General features: G+C 34.1%; 13 protein-coding genes and 1 other annotated feature. Of the genes, 10 read left to right on the forward strand and 3 right to left on the reverse strand.

The window, feature by feature from the left end; genetic code table 11:
• Positions 1 to 3: 3 nt before the first annotated feature.
• The 5 genes from C7D97_RS08265 (at position 4) to brnQ (ending at position 5,593) form a co-directional block, all read left to right on the forward strand.
• Positions 4 to 1,038, forward strand: coding sequence for a TRAP transporter substrate-binding protein (locus C7D97_RS08265; RefSeq protein WP_105301582.1), 1,035 nt, complete (start codon positions 4 to 6; stop codon positions 1,036 to 1,038).
• Between the two features lie 8 nt (positions 1,039 to 1,046).
• Positions 1,047 to 1,511 (forward strand): TRAP transporter small permease, encoded by a 465-nt coding sequence (locus C7D97_RS08270; protein ID WP_105301583.1) that lies wholly within the window; start codon positions 1,047 to 1,049, stop codon positions 1,509 to 1,511.
• Positions 1,496 to 2,785 (forward strand): TRAP transporter large permease, encoded by a 1,290-nt coding sequence (locus C7D97_RS08275; protein WP_105301584.1) that lies wholly within the window; start codon positions 1,496 to 1,498, stop codon positions 2,783 to 2,785. The genes C7D97_RS08270 and C7D97_RS08275 overlap by 16 nt, the downstream gene beginning before the upstream one ends.
• A 114-nt stretch (positions 2,786 to 2,899) precedes the next feature.
• Positions 2,900 to 3,838: a 2-keto-3-deoxygluconate permease gene (locus C7D97_RS08280; protein WP_105301585.1), complete on the forward strand. Its 939-nt coding sequence runs from the start codon at positions 2,900 to 2,902 to the stop codon at positions 3,836 to 3,838.
• Positions 3,839 to 3,955: 117 nt separating this feature from the next.
• Positions 3,956 to 4,184, forward strand: a binding site (T-box leader).
• A 65-nt stretch (positions 4,185 to 4,249) separates the two neighbouring features.
• Positions 4,250 to 5,593: a branched-chain amino acid transport system II carrier protein gene (gene brnQ, locus C7D97_RS08285; RefSeq protein ID WP_105301586.1), complete on the forward strand. Its 1,344-nt coding sequence runs from the start codon at positions 4,250 to 4,252 to the stop codon at positions 5,591 to 5,593.
• 233 nt (positions 5,594 to 5,826) lie between these two features.
• Here the strand turns inward: brnQ and C7D97_RS08290 are convergent, their stop codons facing one another.
• Positions 5,827 to 6,870, reverse strand: a complete 1,044-nt coding sequence (locus C7D97_RS08290) for an AraC family transcriptional regulator (RefSeq protein ID WP_105301587.1) — start codon at positions 6,868 to 6,870, stop codon at positions 5,827 to 5,829.
• A 168-nt stretch (positions 6,871 to 7,038) separates the two neighbouring features.
• On the opposite strand from C7D97_RS08290, the gene C7D97_RS08295 reads away from it, so the two are divergent.
• The 5 genes from C7D97_RS08295 to C7D97_RS08315 are packed head-to-tail and all read left to right on the forward strand — an operon-like array spanning position 7,039 to position 13,519.
• Complete coding sequence (locus tag C7D97_RS08295; protein ID WP_105301588.1) at positions 7,039 to 8,391, forward strand: MFS transporter; 1,353 nt, start codon at positions 7,039 to 7,041, stop codon at positions 8,389 to 8,391.
• Positions 8,381 to 9,619, forward strand: coding sequence for an MFS transporter (locus C7D97_RS08300; protein WP_105301589.1), 1,239 nt, complete (start codon positions 8,381 to 8,383; stop codon positions 9,617 to 9,619). The genes C7D97_RS08295 and C7D97_RS08300 overlap by 11 nt, the downstream gene beginning before the upstream one ends.
• Positions 9,620 to 9,628: 9 nt before the next feature.
• The gene (locus C7D97_RS08305; RefSeq protein ID WP_105301590.1) at positions 9,629 to 11,194 is read left to right on the forward strand and encodes an alpha-L-rhamnosidase-related protein; all 1,566 of its coding nucleotides are present in this window, start codon (positions 9,629 to 9,631) and stop codon (positions 11,192 to 11,194) included.
• A 9-nt stretch (positions 11,195 to 11,203) separates the two neighbouring features.
• Positions 11,204 to 12,628, forward strand: coding sequence for a 6-phospho-beta-glucosidase (locus C7D97_RS08310; protein WP_105301591.1), 1,425 nt, complete (start codon positions 11,204 to 11,206; stop codon positions 12,626 to 12,628).
• Between the two features lie 3 nt (positions 12,629 to 12,631).
• Positions 12,632 to 13,519, forward strand: coding sequence for an ROK family protein (locus tag C7D97_RS08315; RefSeq protein ID WP_105301592.1), 888 nt, complete (start codon positions 12,632 to 12,634; stop codon positions 13,517 to 13,519).
• A 50-nt stretch (positions 13,520 to 13,569) separates the two neighbouring features.
• On the opposite strand, the gene C7D97_RS08320 is transcribed toward C7D97_RS08315, so the two are convergent.
• Entirely contained in the window at positions 13,570 to 13,902 is a 333-nt protein-coding gene (locus C7D97_RS08320; protein ID WP_105301593.1) for a putative quinol monooxygenase, read from the reverse strand.
• Between the two features lie 22 nt (positions 13,903 to 13,924).
• Complete coding sequence (locus C7D97_RS08325) at positions 13,925 to 15,145, reverse strand: diphosphate--fructose-6-phosphate 1-phosphotransferase (protein ID WP_105301594.1); 1,221 nt, start codon at positions 15,143 to 15,145, stop codon at positions 13,925 to 13,927.
• Positions 15,146 to 15,196: the final 51 nt, after the last annotated feature.

The raw sequence follows: 15,196 nt of genomic DNA on the forward strand, positions 1-15,196 counted from the left end.
AAAATGAAGAAGTTAATTAGAACATTAGCTTTATTATTCCTAACTATAGCCTTGACATCATGCGGCTCTTTTAAAGAGCCTGATGTCGAGCTAGATACTATAGATACGGATAAGGCTAATAATGCAGAGATAGTTTTGAGTGCTGGTGAATTAAACTCACTTGATTCAATTATGGGTCAAATGCTTAGCAAGTATTCTGAAATCGTTTACGAAAAAAGTCAAGGGAGAATCTACATAGAAGTTTATGCTTCTGGACAATTAGGTGATGAGAGAAGCCAAATGCAAGCGGTACAAATGGGAGCTTTGGATATCTTTAGAGCAAATACTGTATTTGTAGGAGATTTTGGAGCTAAAAAATTAAACTTATTTGCCCTACCATATTTATTTGATAGTAGAGATCAGTTATGGAAGGTACTCGATAGTCCTATAGGAAGTGAACTTATGGACGATATGGTAGAAAGTGACATTGGAATGAGGGGACTTTGTTATTTGGAAGAAGGAGCCAGACATTTCTTTGTAACTAATAAGAAAATAGAAAAGCCAGAAGACCTCGAAGGATTAAAACTTAGAGTTTCTGAGACTTCGATATTACTAGATACTGTAAAAGCATTGGGAGCAAGCCCAACACCTCTATCATTTGGTGAACTTTATACTTCTCTTCAAACAGGAGTTGTAGATGGTGCAGAACAACCAGTAACAGGATATGTTTCAAACTCCTTCAATGAAGTTGCTCCTAATTTCATTTTGGATGCTCATACATATTCACCAGGAATGCTTGTAATAAGCGATAGAACATGGGAAAAATTATCTAAAGAAGATCAAGAATTATTGAAAGAATGCGGTAAAGAATTAGAATCATACAACAAATCTTTCACAGAAGAAGAAGAGCAAAGATTACTTCAAGAATTGAAAGATGGCGGAATAGATGTTGTTACTCCTGAAAATCCTGAAGAATGGAGACAAAGAGTTAAACCAGTTTATGAAAAGTATGGTGCTGATTACCAAGATATAATAGATAAGATTACTAAGATTAAGTAGGAGGAATTATGGATAATTTTAAGCAAAAATCAGAAAAGATACTCAGTCTAATTATTACAGTATTTTTAATATCTTTGGTTCTAGTAGTAAGCTACATTGCTCTTATGAGAAATCTATTCAGCAGTACACCAGCTTGGGGTGAAAGTTTGGCCTTACTAATAATGGTGTGGTTCTGCTTGCTATCAGGAGCCTTGGGTGTAAGTAATGATATACACATAAGAATGACAATATTAGAAAATTTTATAAGTGAAAAGAAAGTTAGATTACTTGATCGCTTTGCAAATATATTATGGATAATATTCGGATTTTGCGCTGTATTTAAAGGGATGAGTTTAGTAAGACTAGGCCACAACAACATAGTAACTGGTATTAATTTACCTTCTAGTGTTATATATATGGCAGTACCAATATTTGGAATTATTGTTCTAATATCAACAATTATAAGAGAGGTAAAACTATGCAAACAAATTTAGCTATTGCTATATTATTATTGACATTTTTCGTATTGATAATAATTAGGGTTCCAATTGCACTTGCCATTGGTGTATCATCAATTGTAACATGTATATATCTAGATATTCCTGTAGAAATGGTCTTCCAAAATATGATATCTGGAGTTAATTCATACTCATTGATGGCTATTCCGTTTTTCATACTTATGGGAGATATAATGAGCAGGGGTGGTATTGCGAGAAGACTTATCAACCTAGCTTATGCGACTGTAGGTTGGATGAGAGGAGGACTATCAATGGTAACAGTCCTAGCATCAATGCTTTTCGGAGCAGTATCTGGATCTTCTACAGCTTGTACTGCAACTCTCGGACCAATTATGATTCCAGAGATGGAGAAAAAAGGTTATGATAAAAAGTTTGCTACTGATATAACCATGGCAAGCTCTGTTACAGGACTTCTTATACCTCCTTCACATAATATGGTAATTTATTCAATGGTAGCAGGAGGGATTTCTGTTGGTGCCTTATTTATCGCAGGTATATTGCCAGGAGTAATACTTGGATTAGCATTAATGATCTACAGCTACATAGTTGCTAAGAAAAATAATTATGCTGTAGGAGAAAAATTTGATATCAAAGTATTCGGCAAGGCATTTGTAGATGCACTTTGGGGATTATTTTCAATAATTATAGTAGTTATAGGAGTAACAACAGGAATCATAACAGCTACTGAATCTGCGGCACTAGCTTGCGTTTGGTCATTTATTGTTTCTGTATTTATTTATAAAGAAATGACAATGAAGGACATATTTGAAGTAGCAACAAGCTCAGCTAGAACAGTAGCTATGATAATATTACTAATAGCTACATCAAATGCATTTGGTTGGCTCTTAGCTTACTTGAAGGTTCCTGCCTTAGTTTCATCTAGCATATATGGATTTTCAACTAATCCTTATGTAATATTAGTAATGATTAATATCTTGCTTTTAGTTCTAGGTACATTGATGGATATGTCACCTATAATATTAATAGCTACACCGATATTACTTCCAATTGCACAATCCATCGGAGTTGACCCTGTACAATTTGGTACTTTGCTTATACTAAACCTCGGTGTAGGTCTTCTAACACCTCCAGTAGGAGCTACCCTATTCTTGGGATCTGCTATATCAGATATTAAATTCGAGAAACTTGCCGTTAGTATGAAGTATATATATCTAATAATGTTTATAGTATTGATGTTAGTTACATTTGTACCACAAATATCTCTAGTTCTTCCTAGTTTGATTAGCTAGAATAGTAATAGACTGAATGAGTATAATAATGATGTAGGGTAAAGATAATTTATTCTGCATCATTATTTTATAATTAGAGATATATTATTTAAATTAATTTGGAAAGGAGCCAACATGCTTAAGAATTTTATAAAGAAAATACCAGCGGGAAATATGATGGTTCCTTTGATTCTTGCTGCTCTTATAAATACATTTGTTCCTAGTATCTTACACTTTGGTGTTTTTACTGAGGCGCTTTTTACAAGTCATGGGATGAAGACTTTGATGGGGATCAATTTGCTTGCGGCAGGTTCTCAGATCAGGATTTCCTCTGTGGGGGAGATTTTTAGGAGATTTTCTGTTATGGCTCTAGCTCGAATAGGAGCGGGTTTAATAATAATTTTTCTAGTTTCTACTATTTTTGGCAGGGAGGGAATATTTGGTATTTCTATCCTTGCCCTAGTTTGTGCTTGTCTTAATCACAATAACTCTGTCTTTATTACTTTAAACATCGACTACGGGGATGAGTTAGACCAGGCCTTAGCTGGATTTACTAGCCTTATTACGGGACCTATGCTTTCTATGCTGGTCCTTGGCATGTCTGGTATTGCAAATATTCCTATAAGAGCTATGATAGATGCTCTACTTCCTGTTTTTATTGGTATGGTTCTTGGTAATATCGATAGGAATATTTCAAGCTCTCTTAAGCTTGCTCAGAAGGCTATTATTCCCTTTTTAGGGTTTTCTATGGGTTCTGCTATTAATCTGACAGATATTTATAGGGCAGGATTTTCTGGAATAATTCTTGCTTTTATAGTGATTTTTGTAATAGGTTCTCTTACTGTTCTGGCGGATATTTATATTAACAAGAGACCAGGGCACGCGGCTCGGGCCCTTTCCTCTACTGGGGCCAATGCTGTTGCTTTGCCACAAATTATAGCAGAGATTGATCCTTCTTATCTTTCGCTTGTAGGAGTGGCTACAGCCCAGGTGGCATCATCTGCGGTTATAACTATAATCCTTACTCCTCTTATCACTTCCTGGTGGGCTAGGAGAAGAGTAAATAATAATTAACGAATATAGCTTTAATCGAGTATTCATATGTATTTTATAAATTATTTTAAATTTTTATTAGAAAAGATTTGACAAATTAAAGAGGTGGTCTTATAATATAGTCAACAGTAATTATTTAGAAAAATTATGAAAAAAAGAGTAGGCTTATGAAAGAGCACAGAGAGTTGGAGTTTGGTGAGATCCAATCTTGGAAGTAAGTTCGAAAATCATTTTTCTTTTGCACGTCTGAACTAAGTAAGATGTGTCGCCATGGTTGGCGTTATCAAAACCCGGCATTGTTTGATGCTTGAGCGCTTATATTTCTATATAAGAATAAAGGTGGTAACGCGGAATTTTCGTCCTTTGTCTAATGTTTAGGCAAGGGACTTTTTTAATGGATAAGTATTGTTAATATAATTTATGGAGGAAATAATGAAAAAATTATCAAGAAGTCAATTTTTACAAGTGAGCATAATGCTTTTCGGTCTGTTCTTTGGAGCAGGAAACTTAATCTTCCCACCTCTTTTGGGTAACATGGCAGGAAAGGCAACCTTTATTTCTCTATTAGCATTTAGCGTTACTGCTGTAGTATTTCCGGTTTTAGGATCCATAGTAGTAGGAAAGACTAATGGTCTATCTAACTTAGCTAATAGGGTAGGTCCGGTATTCGCCTTAGTTTTCACAACAGCAATATATCTATCAATAGGACCAGGACTCGGTATACCAAGAGCAGGATCTGTTCCTTTTGAGATGGCCATAGCACCATACATACCAGAATCTTTCAATATGAACCTAGCAAGATTAGTTTACACATTCGTCTTCTTCGCTCTAGCCCTAGCAATATGTCTAAGACCAAGCAAGCTTGTCGAAAGAGTAGGGAAATTCCTTACTCCAGCCCTTCTATTATTGATAACATTTATGTTCTTTAAGATAGTGACAATGGATAAAAGTGTTGCAGCTCCAACAGGAGAATATCTCACAGCTCCACTTACAAAAGGATTCTTGGCAGGTTATGATACAATGGATGCCGTAGCAGCCCTTAACTTCGGCTTCGTAATAGCCCAAGCTATAAGAAGATTTGGAATAGAAAATGAGAAAGAAGTTACAAGATATGAGGTAAAGGCAGGACTTCTAGCAGGAAGTGTATTGTTTGTAGTTTACCTAATGCTTGCTACAATAGGTATGATAGGAAGCGCTAAGTTTGTTGGTCTTGAAAATGGAGCCCAAGTTCTTACAGAATCTATAAAACTTGCCCTTGGAGATTTCGGTCTAGTTCTTCTAGCCTTCATATTCACCCTAGCTTGTCTTACAACTTGTGTTGGCCTAATAAGCTCTGGTGGAGAATATTTCGAGAAGCTATTTAACGATAGACTATCCTACAAGGCTTGGGTTTGTGTATGGACCCTATTCTCATTCATAATGGCAAACTTCGGCCTAAACAAACTCTTAGAGTTTTCTGTACCACTACTACAAATAATATATCCAGTTGCCCTAGTCCTAATAGTTATGGGAATAAGCCAAAGCTTCCTTAACTTTACTAGAGAATCCTACCTTGCAGCAGCAGCTGTATCAGTTGGACTTCCTTTAGTAGAAGTAATGGATAAGACCTTCCACCTAAGCCTTGGACCTGTAACAAGCCTAGTACAAGGCCTACCAATGTATGACACAGGACTATCTTGGCTCTTACCAACTGTAATAGTAGTTGCGTTGACTAGCCTTTTCGTTAAAGTATTTGTTAGAGATGTAGAAGTAGAAAAAGTTAGACAAAAATATTAAAGGAAAACTGGCTGTTGCAAAACTATGAATAAACATCGTACCATCGTTGAGAGGATTCTCTTAGGAAAATTTACCTTTCCTGGCCGGTAGGTCAATTGGCACATGCCGGCTGATGGAGGCTTGTAGCCTATCGGCTTATTGTGACTTTCCGTGAAAGTTCTTCTAACGATAATGGTACGATTTATTCATTCTGTAACAGACCCTTTTTTATACAATATAGAAAAATAAGGCTTTTATTTGAATGAACCTCGATATTTACCAGGTGTTATGTCATAATGTTTTTTGAAAAGTCTTTGAAAATGTTCTATATTATTGAATCCTGAAAGAATAGCAATTTCTTCAATGGAATGCGAGCTTTTTTTTAGCAAATTCTTTGCTTTATTAAATTTTATATCAAGAATGATATTTGTAAATGTTTTTCCTGTGTTTGATTTTATAATTCTTGAACAATGACTCTCTGAGTAATTAAATCTCTTTGCCAATTTAGATAATGTGATGGACTTAAATTGGTGTTCCATATAAGAAATCATTTCTGTAACTATTGGAGAGGGTGTTTTAGATTGGTCTGGAAAATATATATTATCATCGTATCGTTTTACAATTAGAGAGAATATTAATACAACTAATGAGTTAGTAACTAACTCAGAATTATTCTCGTTTTTTAGATTTTCATAATATAAATCAAGAATTAAATTTTTTATTTCAGTATCTTTTGTTGTATCTACAATCATGTAGTTGTTTTGATCATATAAAAATAAAGATTGGTTGAAAAAATCTGATATTTTATTTGACTTTCTTAGTAAATTGTAAAAAATATCTTCGAATGCGCCTCTCCAAATTATGATATTTATTATTAGTGAATCATCAAATACACCAATACTATGCGATGTATCGGGTGGAATTATGCAGAAATATCCTTCTTTTAAACTTATATCATAATTGTTAATGAACTGTTTGCATGAACCTTTTAGACAGTAAACTACCTCATAAAATGAGTGCTTGTGTGAAAACATAGGCGTATATCTATAGTGCTTGCTGAGAGTTATTTCTTTATTATTATTAAAATCATACATCATCTCATCAGTCATATTTATTGGATTCCAAGATCCCTTGATTTCTGGGACTATAAGTTTTCTTTCGTATAATTCATCCCTATCCAGGCTAGAAATAAATTCATTTAGAGATTTTCCATTTCCGCAAGCATTGAAATAGTTTTGGTAAAATATCTCATCTTCTTCCATTTTTTCAATTAATTTTAATATATTATCCCTATCCATATATTCCTCTCAAATATCATAAAAGATCAATTAAACTTGATTTATTACATCATACTATATTTTTGAGATTTATTCTATAATTAAATTAGTAAGAAAAGGATTTCAAAAATTCGAAATGATCTGCAGTATTGAAATTCTTGATTTAATAGTTTTGAAGGAGGATAATCAATGAATTTACCAAGAAGCTTTATTTGGAAGCAAAGAATAGGATATGGACTTGCTGATTATGCATGTAACTTAATATGGCAAATGATATCCTTATACTTGATGTTTTATTATACTGATGTAGTAAAAATGAATGGTTTACAGATAGCTAGTATGTTTTTAGTTACTAGGATTATTGATGGATTTACTGACTTATTGATAGGATATGCAATTGATAATACAAATACAAGGTGGGGGAAATCAAGACCATATTTTTTATGGGGAGCTATACCTTTTGCCATATTTGCTTATTTAACATTTTCGGTTCCTGAATCAATGAGTGTGAGTGGCAAGGTTATTTATATGTATGCAACCTATATAGGATTATCATTCATGTATACAGTAGTAAACATTCCTATGGCATCTATTTTGCCATCATTAACTACAGACCCACAAGAAAGAACTAATTTAGCAACTGTTAGACAATTTTTTGCATTTTTAGGATCAACAACTGTTTCCTATCTTGGATTGAAGCTTGTAGAGAGATTAGGTAATGGAAATGATGCTGTTGGATTTAAATATGTAATGTTAATATTTGGAATCATAAGTTCAATAATATTTTTCATAACTTTCTTTACAGTTAGAGAGGTAGGAAATCCTACTAAAGACAAAATAAGTTTAGGAGATTCAGTTAAATCTTTAAAAGAAAACGAACCTTGGAAGATATTTGCCCTAAATATTATATTTATGTGGACAGCTCTATTTATTCAAAGTGGATCATTGGTTTATTATTTCACATCTGTTCTAGGAAATAAGGACCTTTCTGTTACAGCTGCAACCTTAAATACATTATTACCAGTAGCATCTAACCTCATGGTTCCTTTTCTATCAAAGATGACAAGTAAGAAGAAACTATTTATATACTCATCAATAGTACAGCTAATGGGTATAGTAGTTGTTTTTCTAGCAGGTCTTAATGTCATGGGTTCATTAATTGGTGTAGGAATATCTGCAATTGGATTTGGAGTTAAGGTATCAATTTATTTCTCAATGCAAGCAGATCCAGTAGATTATGGAATCTGGAAGACAGGCGTGGATACATCAGGTAGTCTATCTGCGATAAATGGATTTATAGGAAAAATAGCTCAAGCAATAGCTGGAGGCCTATCAGGTTTATTAATAGCTTGGGGAGGATATCAAGGTTCTAGTACTGTACAAACTGCATCAGCTATTACATCCATAAAAGCTATGTACTTATTTATACCTATAATTTTAACCATAGGCTCAATAATAGTTATGATGAGATATAAGCTAGATGACCAGTTAGAGGCAATAAGAAATGATTTAGAAAAGAGGGAAGTAAGTAATGAATTATAAAGAAGAAATAAACTATAAACCATTAGTCTTAAGCTCTGGCTTAGGATCAGTATTAGGCTCAGGACTTATCGTAGGAATTGCATCAACAATTACAATTTGGCAAAATGTATTGAATTTAACAACTAGCCAAGTTGGGATTGTATCAAGTCTATTAACATTTTCTATAGCTATAGGATCATTCTTGGCTGGGAAAATTAGTAAAAAAATGGGACTAGTTAATGCCTTTAATAAAATTAATATTCTTTTTATCATAGGATCTATTTTAATCATATTAGCTAAAAATTTCCCTATGCTTTCAGTAGGAACAGTTTTAGCTGGATTTGCAACAGGAGTAGATCTTCCAGTTTCACTAACAGTGATTTCTCATGATGCACCTGATGAAAAAAAGAGTGCTGAAATGATATCCGAAACTCAAGTATACTGGACAATCGGTATTCTTGTTTCTGTGATAGTTGCTTTTATAACTTCAAAAATGAATGGAGCTTTGTCAGCACAAATCGTCATGGGGACAATGCTTTTAGTTTCAATTTTAACTATAGTATTTAGAAATACTAATTCCAATATTAAGAAAATTCACGATCTAGCTCCTAAAGAGGTAAAGAACGATAAAAAAGTATCGTTGATAGACTTGTTATTTAAAGGAGATAAAAAATATTTACAATTTTTTGTATGTATAATTGTATTTTATTGTGGATGGAATTTATTAGCAAATACATTTGGACAGTTTCAAACATTTATGCTAGTAAAGGCTAATGCAAGCCAAACTTTTGCTACAGGTGCAGGATTGGTTTTAACTGTTCTTATTTTGATTGTAGCTATGTTATTTTCAAAAATAGCTGGTGGGAAAAATAGGAATGTAGCATTTTCTATAGGAATAATAACAATTATTACAGCTTTAATTGGATTAGCAATGACAGCAAGTAATATTGTGTTAATAGTTGTTTGGTTAGCTCTACAAAATATTGGATCAACTCTAGCAGGGGAAGCAATGTATAAGGTGTGGACACAAGAGTCTTTTCCATCAGAATATAGATCAAGTGTACAAGGATTTATTAATGGATTTTCTAGGCTGCTTTGTGCAGGATTTGCAATAATTACACCTGTTTTAGTAATGCCTGAAAATATAAGAACAACTATGATTGCATTTGCAGGATTAATTGCTATAGCAGGTATATTCGGATTTTTACAAATAAGATTACAAAAAAAATATAATATAGGAAGAAATTAGGAGGAGATTTTGGCTTTTGAGTTTCAAATAAATAGAGATATAAAATTTAATAGGGATAAATATCTGCTTAATAAAGCAGAAGAATTTAAGCCTAATATATTACCCAGGACAGTATCTAGTTATAGGTTGGTTGAATTACTAGAGGATAAGTCTAAGTTTGAAGGTGTAGGTATAAATGAAATAGATGGAGATTTAAATGAGAAAGCACTTAACAAAGGTGATAGCTTAATTATTGATTTTAAAAATCACTATGTGGGTAAGTTTAGCATAAATATTGAATCTATTGGTTCACCGATGGATGCTCCCTTATGTATAAGGTTGAGATTTGCAGAGGTAGCTGCTGAACTTAGATATAAATCTGAAGATTATGATGGATGGTTATCAAGCTCTTGGATACAAGAAGAATTTATTCACTTGGATGAATTACCATGTTTGTTAGAATTGCCAAGAAGATATGCATTTAGGTTTGTTGAGATAAAAGTAATCGACACATCTCCTAAGTGGTCAGCAGTATTTAAGAATCCACAAGTAGTAACTGAAACTTCAGCAAACAGTGAATCAATCAAGATTCCTGAATTAAACGATCCTATTTTAGAGAAGATTTATGAAGTTTCCGTTAAAACCTTAGAAGATTGTATGACTGACGTTTTTGAGGATGGCCCTAAGAGAGATAGGAGGTTATGGTTGGGAGACCTTAGACTTCAAGCCTTAGCCAACTATAAAACTTTTAATAGATATGAACTTGTAAAAAGATGTCTATATTTATTTGCCGGTATGACTGTCGAAGATGGCAGAATTTCAGCTAATGTATTTACAAAGCCATTTCCTCAACCGGATGATACATTTTTGTTTGAATACTCTCTGTTCTTTGGCGTATGTCTGTATGACTATTTAAACGAAGACTATGATATAAAATTACTGGAAGACCTATATCCAATAGCGAAAAAACAAATGGATTATTCTATCAAGTATGTAAGTGAAGATGGTTTGCTATTAACTGATGATAAATACCCTATATTTGTGGATTGGTCTAATGAATTTGATAAAACAACTTCAGGTCAAGCTATAATGATATATTCATTGAAGAAATTTATCTCCCTTGCAAAACTAGCTGGGGATGATTATTCAAAATATCAAAACATTCTAGACAAGTTAATTAATTATTCAAAAGATAAACTCTTCAATTCAGACAAAAAATTGTTTGTAAGTGGAGAAAACGAATATAATATAGCTAGCCAAGTTTGGATGATATTAGCTGGAGTATTTGATAATGACAAGAATAAGGAAATAATGAAAGAAACAATCAATAGCCTATTTCCAGTCAAAAATATAGCTACTCCTTATATGTATCATCATATAGCTGAAGCTATGTTTGTTAGTGGCTTAGAAGAAGAAACAGTATCTTTTGTTAAGGGTTATTGGGGAAAAATGATTTATTTAGGTGCTGATACTTTTTGGGAAGCGTTTGATCCTAATAATCAAGATTATTCACCATACGGTAGTCCGATAATATCAAGTTTCTGCCACGCTTGGAGCTGTACACCGGTATATCTAATAGAAGAGTATTTGTTATAAGGAGAAACAATGACATTTAGAAAAGACTTTTTATGGGGTGGCGCAACAGCTGCCAACCAATGTGAAGGAGCTTATGATGTGGATGGAAGAGGGCTTGCTAATGTGGATCTTTGCCCAGTGGGGGAAGATAGACTTGCAGTTATAACTGGCAGACAAAAAATGCTTGAATTTGATGATGACCACTTCTACCCTGCCAAGCATTCTATTGACATGTATCATAACTACAAAGAAGATATCAAGCTTTTTGCAGAAATGGGCTTTGGAGTTTATAGATTTTCTATAGCCTGGACTAGAATCTTCCCTTTAGGTGATGAAGAGACTCCAAATGAAAAAGGCCTAAAATTTTATGAAGCTATCATAGATGAATGTTTGAAATACGATATTGAGCCACTAATTACATTAGTTCACTTTGACTTTCCAATGCATCTAGCAAATAAATACGGTGGATGGAGAAATAGAAAAACTATCGAATTCTATGCAAAATTTGTTAGAACTGTCATAGAAAGATTTAAAGGTAAGGTTAAATATTACCTAAACTTCAACGAAATGAATGTTTTAATGGCAGCTCCATTTATGGGCGCTGGTCTGTACTTTGAAGAAGACGAAAATATTAAGGAAATCCAATACCTAGCTGCTCACCATGAGCTGGTGGCATCAGCAAGAGCTAAACAAATCACTAAAGAAGTTGACCCAGAAATAATGATGGGATGTATGCTTGCTGCAGGTAAATACTATCCAGCAGCCTGCAAACCAGAAGACGTCCTAGCTGCCCAAGAAGCAGATAGAAACAACTACTTCTTTGTAGATGTTCAATCAAGAGGTTACTATCCATCTTACATGGTCAAAAAACTTGAAAGAGAAGGCATCATGCCAGAAATAACCGAGGAAGATGAAAAACTTCTAAGAGAAAATACCATTGACTTTATCTCCTTCTCTTACTATACAACAAGAACAATCAGCGGAGATAAAAATGCAGCACTTGATAAAGCTAACTTGCTTGATACTATAGAAAATCCATACCTAGATAAAACCGAATGGGGCTGGCAAATAGATCCGCTTGGATTTAGAATAACCATAAATGAAATTCATGACAGATACCAAAAACCACTTTTCGTTGTAGAAAATGGTCTTGGGGCAAAGGATATTCCTGATGAAAATGGATATGTTGAAGACGATTATAGGATAGATTATCTTAGAGCTCATATAAAAGCAATGAAAAATGCAGTTGAGCTTGATGGAGCAGATATTCTTGGCTATACAACTTGGGGTCCAATAGATCTTGTTTCTGCAGGAACGGGAGAGATGAGCAAGCGTTACGGATTTATCTATGTTGACCGTGATGATTATGGTGAAGGGACTCTTAAGAGAAGCAAGAAGAAGTCTTTTGATTGGTACAAGAAGGTAATCGCCTCTAATGGAGAAGATTTGGAGTAATTTATGTATCTTGTATTTGATGTAGGAGGAACTAACACAAAATATGCCTTGATGGATGATCATGCGAATATAAAGTTTAAGGATAGGTTTTCTACTATCAGGACAAGCAAGGAAGAGTTTATAAGATCACTTGAAAAAGTTGTGGAAATATATAGAAATGAGATTGATTCTATCGCTCTTTCAATGCCAGGATTTGTTAATTCCGATACAGGTTTTATGGTTAACGGAGGAAGTCTTGATTATATTAAAAATTGGAATATAGTCGATGACTTGTCTGAGAGATTTAACATGAAAGTATCTGTGGAAAATGACGCAAAATGTGCAGCGCTTGCAGAACATTGGAAGGGAAATATTAAAGATTATAAAAATTGTGTGGTTATAGTACTTGGCACTGGTGTAGGTGGGGCTATTATAATTAATGATGAAATCTACAAGGGCAGAGATTTGACTGCCGGGGAGTTTTCGTTTATCCTTTCTAATATGGATTCAAATAAAGAAATTTCCGATGCTATAGGTTGGAATATAAGCGTTCCTAATATGGTGAAGAATGTATCTGAAAAACTTAAACTTAATAAGGAAAATTCTAATGGAGAGTATATTTTTGAACTAGCTAATAATGGAAATGAAGTTGCTTTAGAAGAAATAAGGAAGTATATGTCAAAGCTTGCGTTTTTAATCTATAACCTCAATTTCATTATAAATCCTGATATTTTCGCCATTGGTGGAGGTATTAGTAGGCAAAGTTTAACATATAAAATATTACTAGAAGAAATAGATAAAATATATGATTCTATAGGCTTTGACCTTAAAAAGCCTGACGTGATAAATTGTAAGTTTTTTAATGATGCGAATTTGATTGGTGCATTGCACAATCACTTGAAAAAAATCTAGTATAGAAATAGACCTATCAATTGGTAGGTCCATTTCTATTTTAATTAAAATTATTTCCTAATAAATTTTCCATCACCTTTTCCGAGGTCTGACCTATCTTCAACGAATCTTTCTACGGTCATATGGAGATCGTATTTATCGCGGAGATTTTTTATTGTCTTCATCATGGGTGATGCATGGTGCTTGTCTAAGCTTTCTTGGTCTTTCCACCTATCTATCAGAAGAAGGCAGTTTGGATTTTCTAGGGAAATGTAATATTCATAGCTTATGTTACCTGACTCTTTTCTGATTTCATCAACTGTTCCACTTTCTATCATTTCTTTAGCAAATTTCTCTACCATCCTATTTTCGCCATTATATTTTATATTAATTATAAGAGACATGATTTATCCTCAGATTAAAGATCTATTTAGCAAAATCAGAAAGCTCAACAAAAACAGGCATGCCATTTTCGTATCTTTGCTCTACTTCTCCTTGGATAAGAGGGAGGGCGTAGGCTGTGATTTTTTCTCTTAGGATTTTTCTATCCTTAAGCCAGGCTTCTGGGATTTTCATTTCCTTGTTGGCTATTAGGTCTGGTTCTACCTCTGTGTAGAAGACTTCGTAGGATTTTCCTTCTTTTCTTCTAAGAACTGGGATTAGATTTGTCTTATCAAGACCTAGCTTTAAGGCCAAGTAGCCTAGCTTAAAGGCTTCGTCTGCATCTGTTTTTGAGATGTGATTGGAAGTTCTTTGGACTATGTTTAGCTCCACTGCCCTTGATTTAACGTCGAGTTTATCTCTCAGATAGTCTGCAAGTCTTTGGGCAACACCACTTACTATAGGGTGGTTGAAGCCATCGTCACTATTGGAAAACATAGGCTTATCAAGGTAGGAATCTGTGTCACGGAAGCCTTCTGCCATAGCTATGATGAGATTTTTTTCTGTCTTTAGCTTTTCCTTGACCTCTTCTTCAATTTCCTTTAGGGACTTGCTCTCTTCTGGGACGTAGACTAGATTGACAAGCTCTTTGTGATAGCCGTAGTCAGCTAGAAGGGATGAAGCAGCAAGCCAGCCTGCGTGGCGACCCATTATTTCTACTATAGTTACAGATTCGAGATCGTATATATCGACATCGGCCCTGATAGTCCTTAGGCTTTGGCATATGTATTTGGCAGCAGATCCAAAACCTGGGGAATGATCCATACCATTGAGGTCGTTGTCTATGGTCTTTGGACAGCCTATAACATTAATTCCTTCAATATTATTAGATAAAATATAGGTGTTTAGCTTCTTTACTGTATCCATTGAGTCATTTCCGCCTATGTAGACAAAAACATTTATTTCTTTTTCTAGTAAAATATCGAAAATCTTCTTGTAAATATCATCGTTGAGATCTTCGGCAAGCTTGAACCTGCAAGATCCTAGGATAGAAGAAGGACGAGCCATAAGCTTTTCCTTAACCCCCTCTCTAACAAACTTTTTCTTATCGACTTCTAGGATATCTTTTTTGATAATTCCCTCAATTCCATGAAGACTTAGGTAAATGTTGTCGAAATTATTATCAAGGGCTCCCTGGATGACTCCAGCAAGAGATGAGTTGATAACACTGGTAGGCCCACCTGATTGGGCTATGATACAATTCATAAATTACTCCTTTTACTTAAACTCACTACTAGTATACAGAATTTCTTCCTA

It is taken from the genome of Anaerococcus marasmi (genome assembly GCF_900290195.1).
Lineage (GTDB): Bacteria > Bacillota > Clostridia > Tissierellales > Peptoniphilaceae > Anaerococcus > Anaerococcus marasmi.

What these genes read in the sequence shown, in the direction of transcription:
- C7D97_RS08325 (WP_105301594.1), bottom strand. Translation starts at nt 15,145, where the DNA reads ATGAATTGTATCATAGCCCAATCAGGTGGGCCTACCAGTGTTATCAAC.
- C7D97_RS08280 (WP_105301585.1), top strand. Translation starts at nt 2,900, where the DNA reads ATGCTTAAGAATTTTATAAAGAAAATACCAGCGGGAAATATGATGGTT.
- C7D97_RS08275 (WP_105301584.1), top strand. Translation starts at nt 1,496, where the DNA reads ATGCAAACAAATTTAGCTATTGCTATATTATTATTGACATTTTTCGTA.
- C7D97_RS08320 (WP_105301593.1), bottom strand. Translation starts at nt 13,902, where the DNA reads ATGTCTCTTATAATTAATATAAAATATAATGGCGAAAATAGGATGGTA.
- C7D97_RS08315 (WP_105301592.1), top strand. Translation starts at nt 12,632, where the DNA reads ATGTATCTTGTATTTGATGTAGGAGGAACTAACACAAAATATGCCTTG.
- C7D97_RS08295 (WP_105301588.1), top strand. Translation starts at nt 7,039, where the DNA reads ATGAATTTACCAAGAAGCTTTATTTGGAAGCAAAGAATAGGATATGGA.
- brnQ (WP_105301586.1), top strand. Translation starts at nt 4,250, where the DNA reads ATGAAAAAATTATCAAGAAGTCAATTTTTACAAGTGAGCATAATGCTT.
- C7D97_RS08265 (WP_105301582.1), top strand. Translation starts at nt 4, where the DNA reads ATGAAGAAGTTAATTAGAACATTAGCTTTATTATTCCTAACTATAGCC.
- C7D97_RS08310 (WP_105301591.1), top strand. Translation starts at nt 11,204, where the DNA reads ATGACATTTAGAAAAGACTTTTTATGGGGTGGCGCAACAGCTGCCAAC.
- C7D97_RS08290 (WP_105301587.1), bottom strand. Translation starts at nt 6,870, where the DNA reads ATGGATAGGGATAATATATTAAAATTAATTGAAAAAATGGAAGAAGAT.
- C7D97_RS08270 (WP_105301583.1), top strand. Translation starts at nt 1,047, where the DNA reads ATGGATAATTTTAAGCAAAAATCAGAAAAGATACTCAGTCTAATTATT.
- C7D97_RS08300 (WP_105301589.1), top strand. Translation starts at nt 8,381, where the DNA reads ATGAATTATAAAGAAGAAATAAACTATAAACCATTAGTCTTAAGCTCT.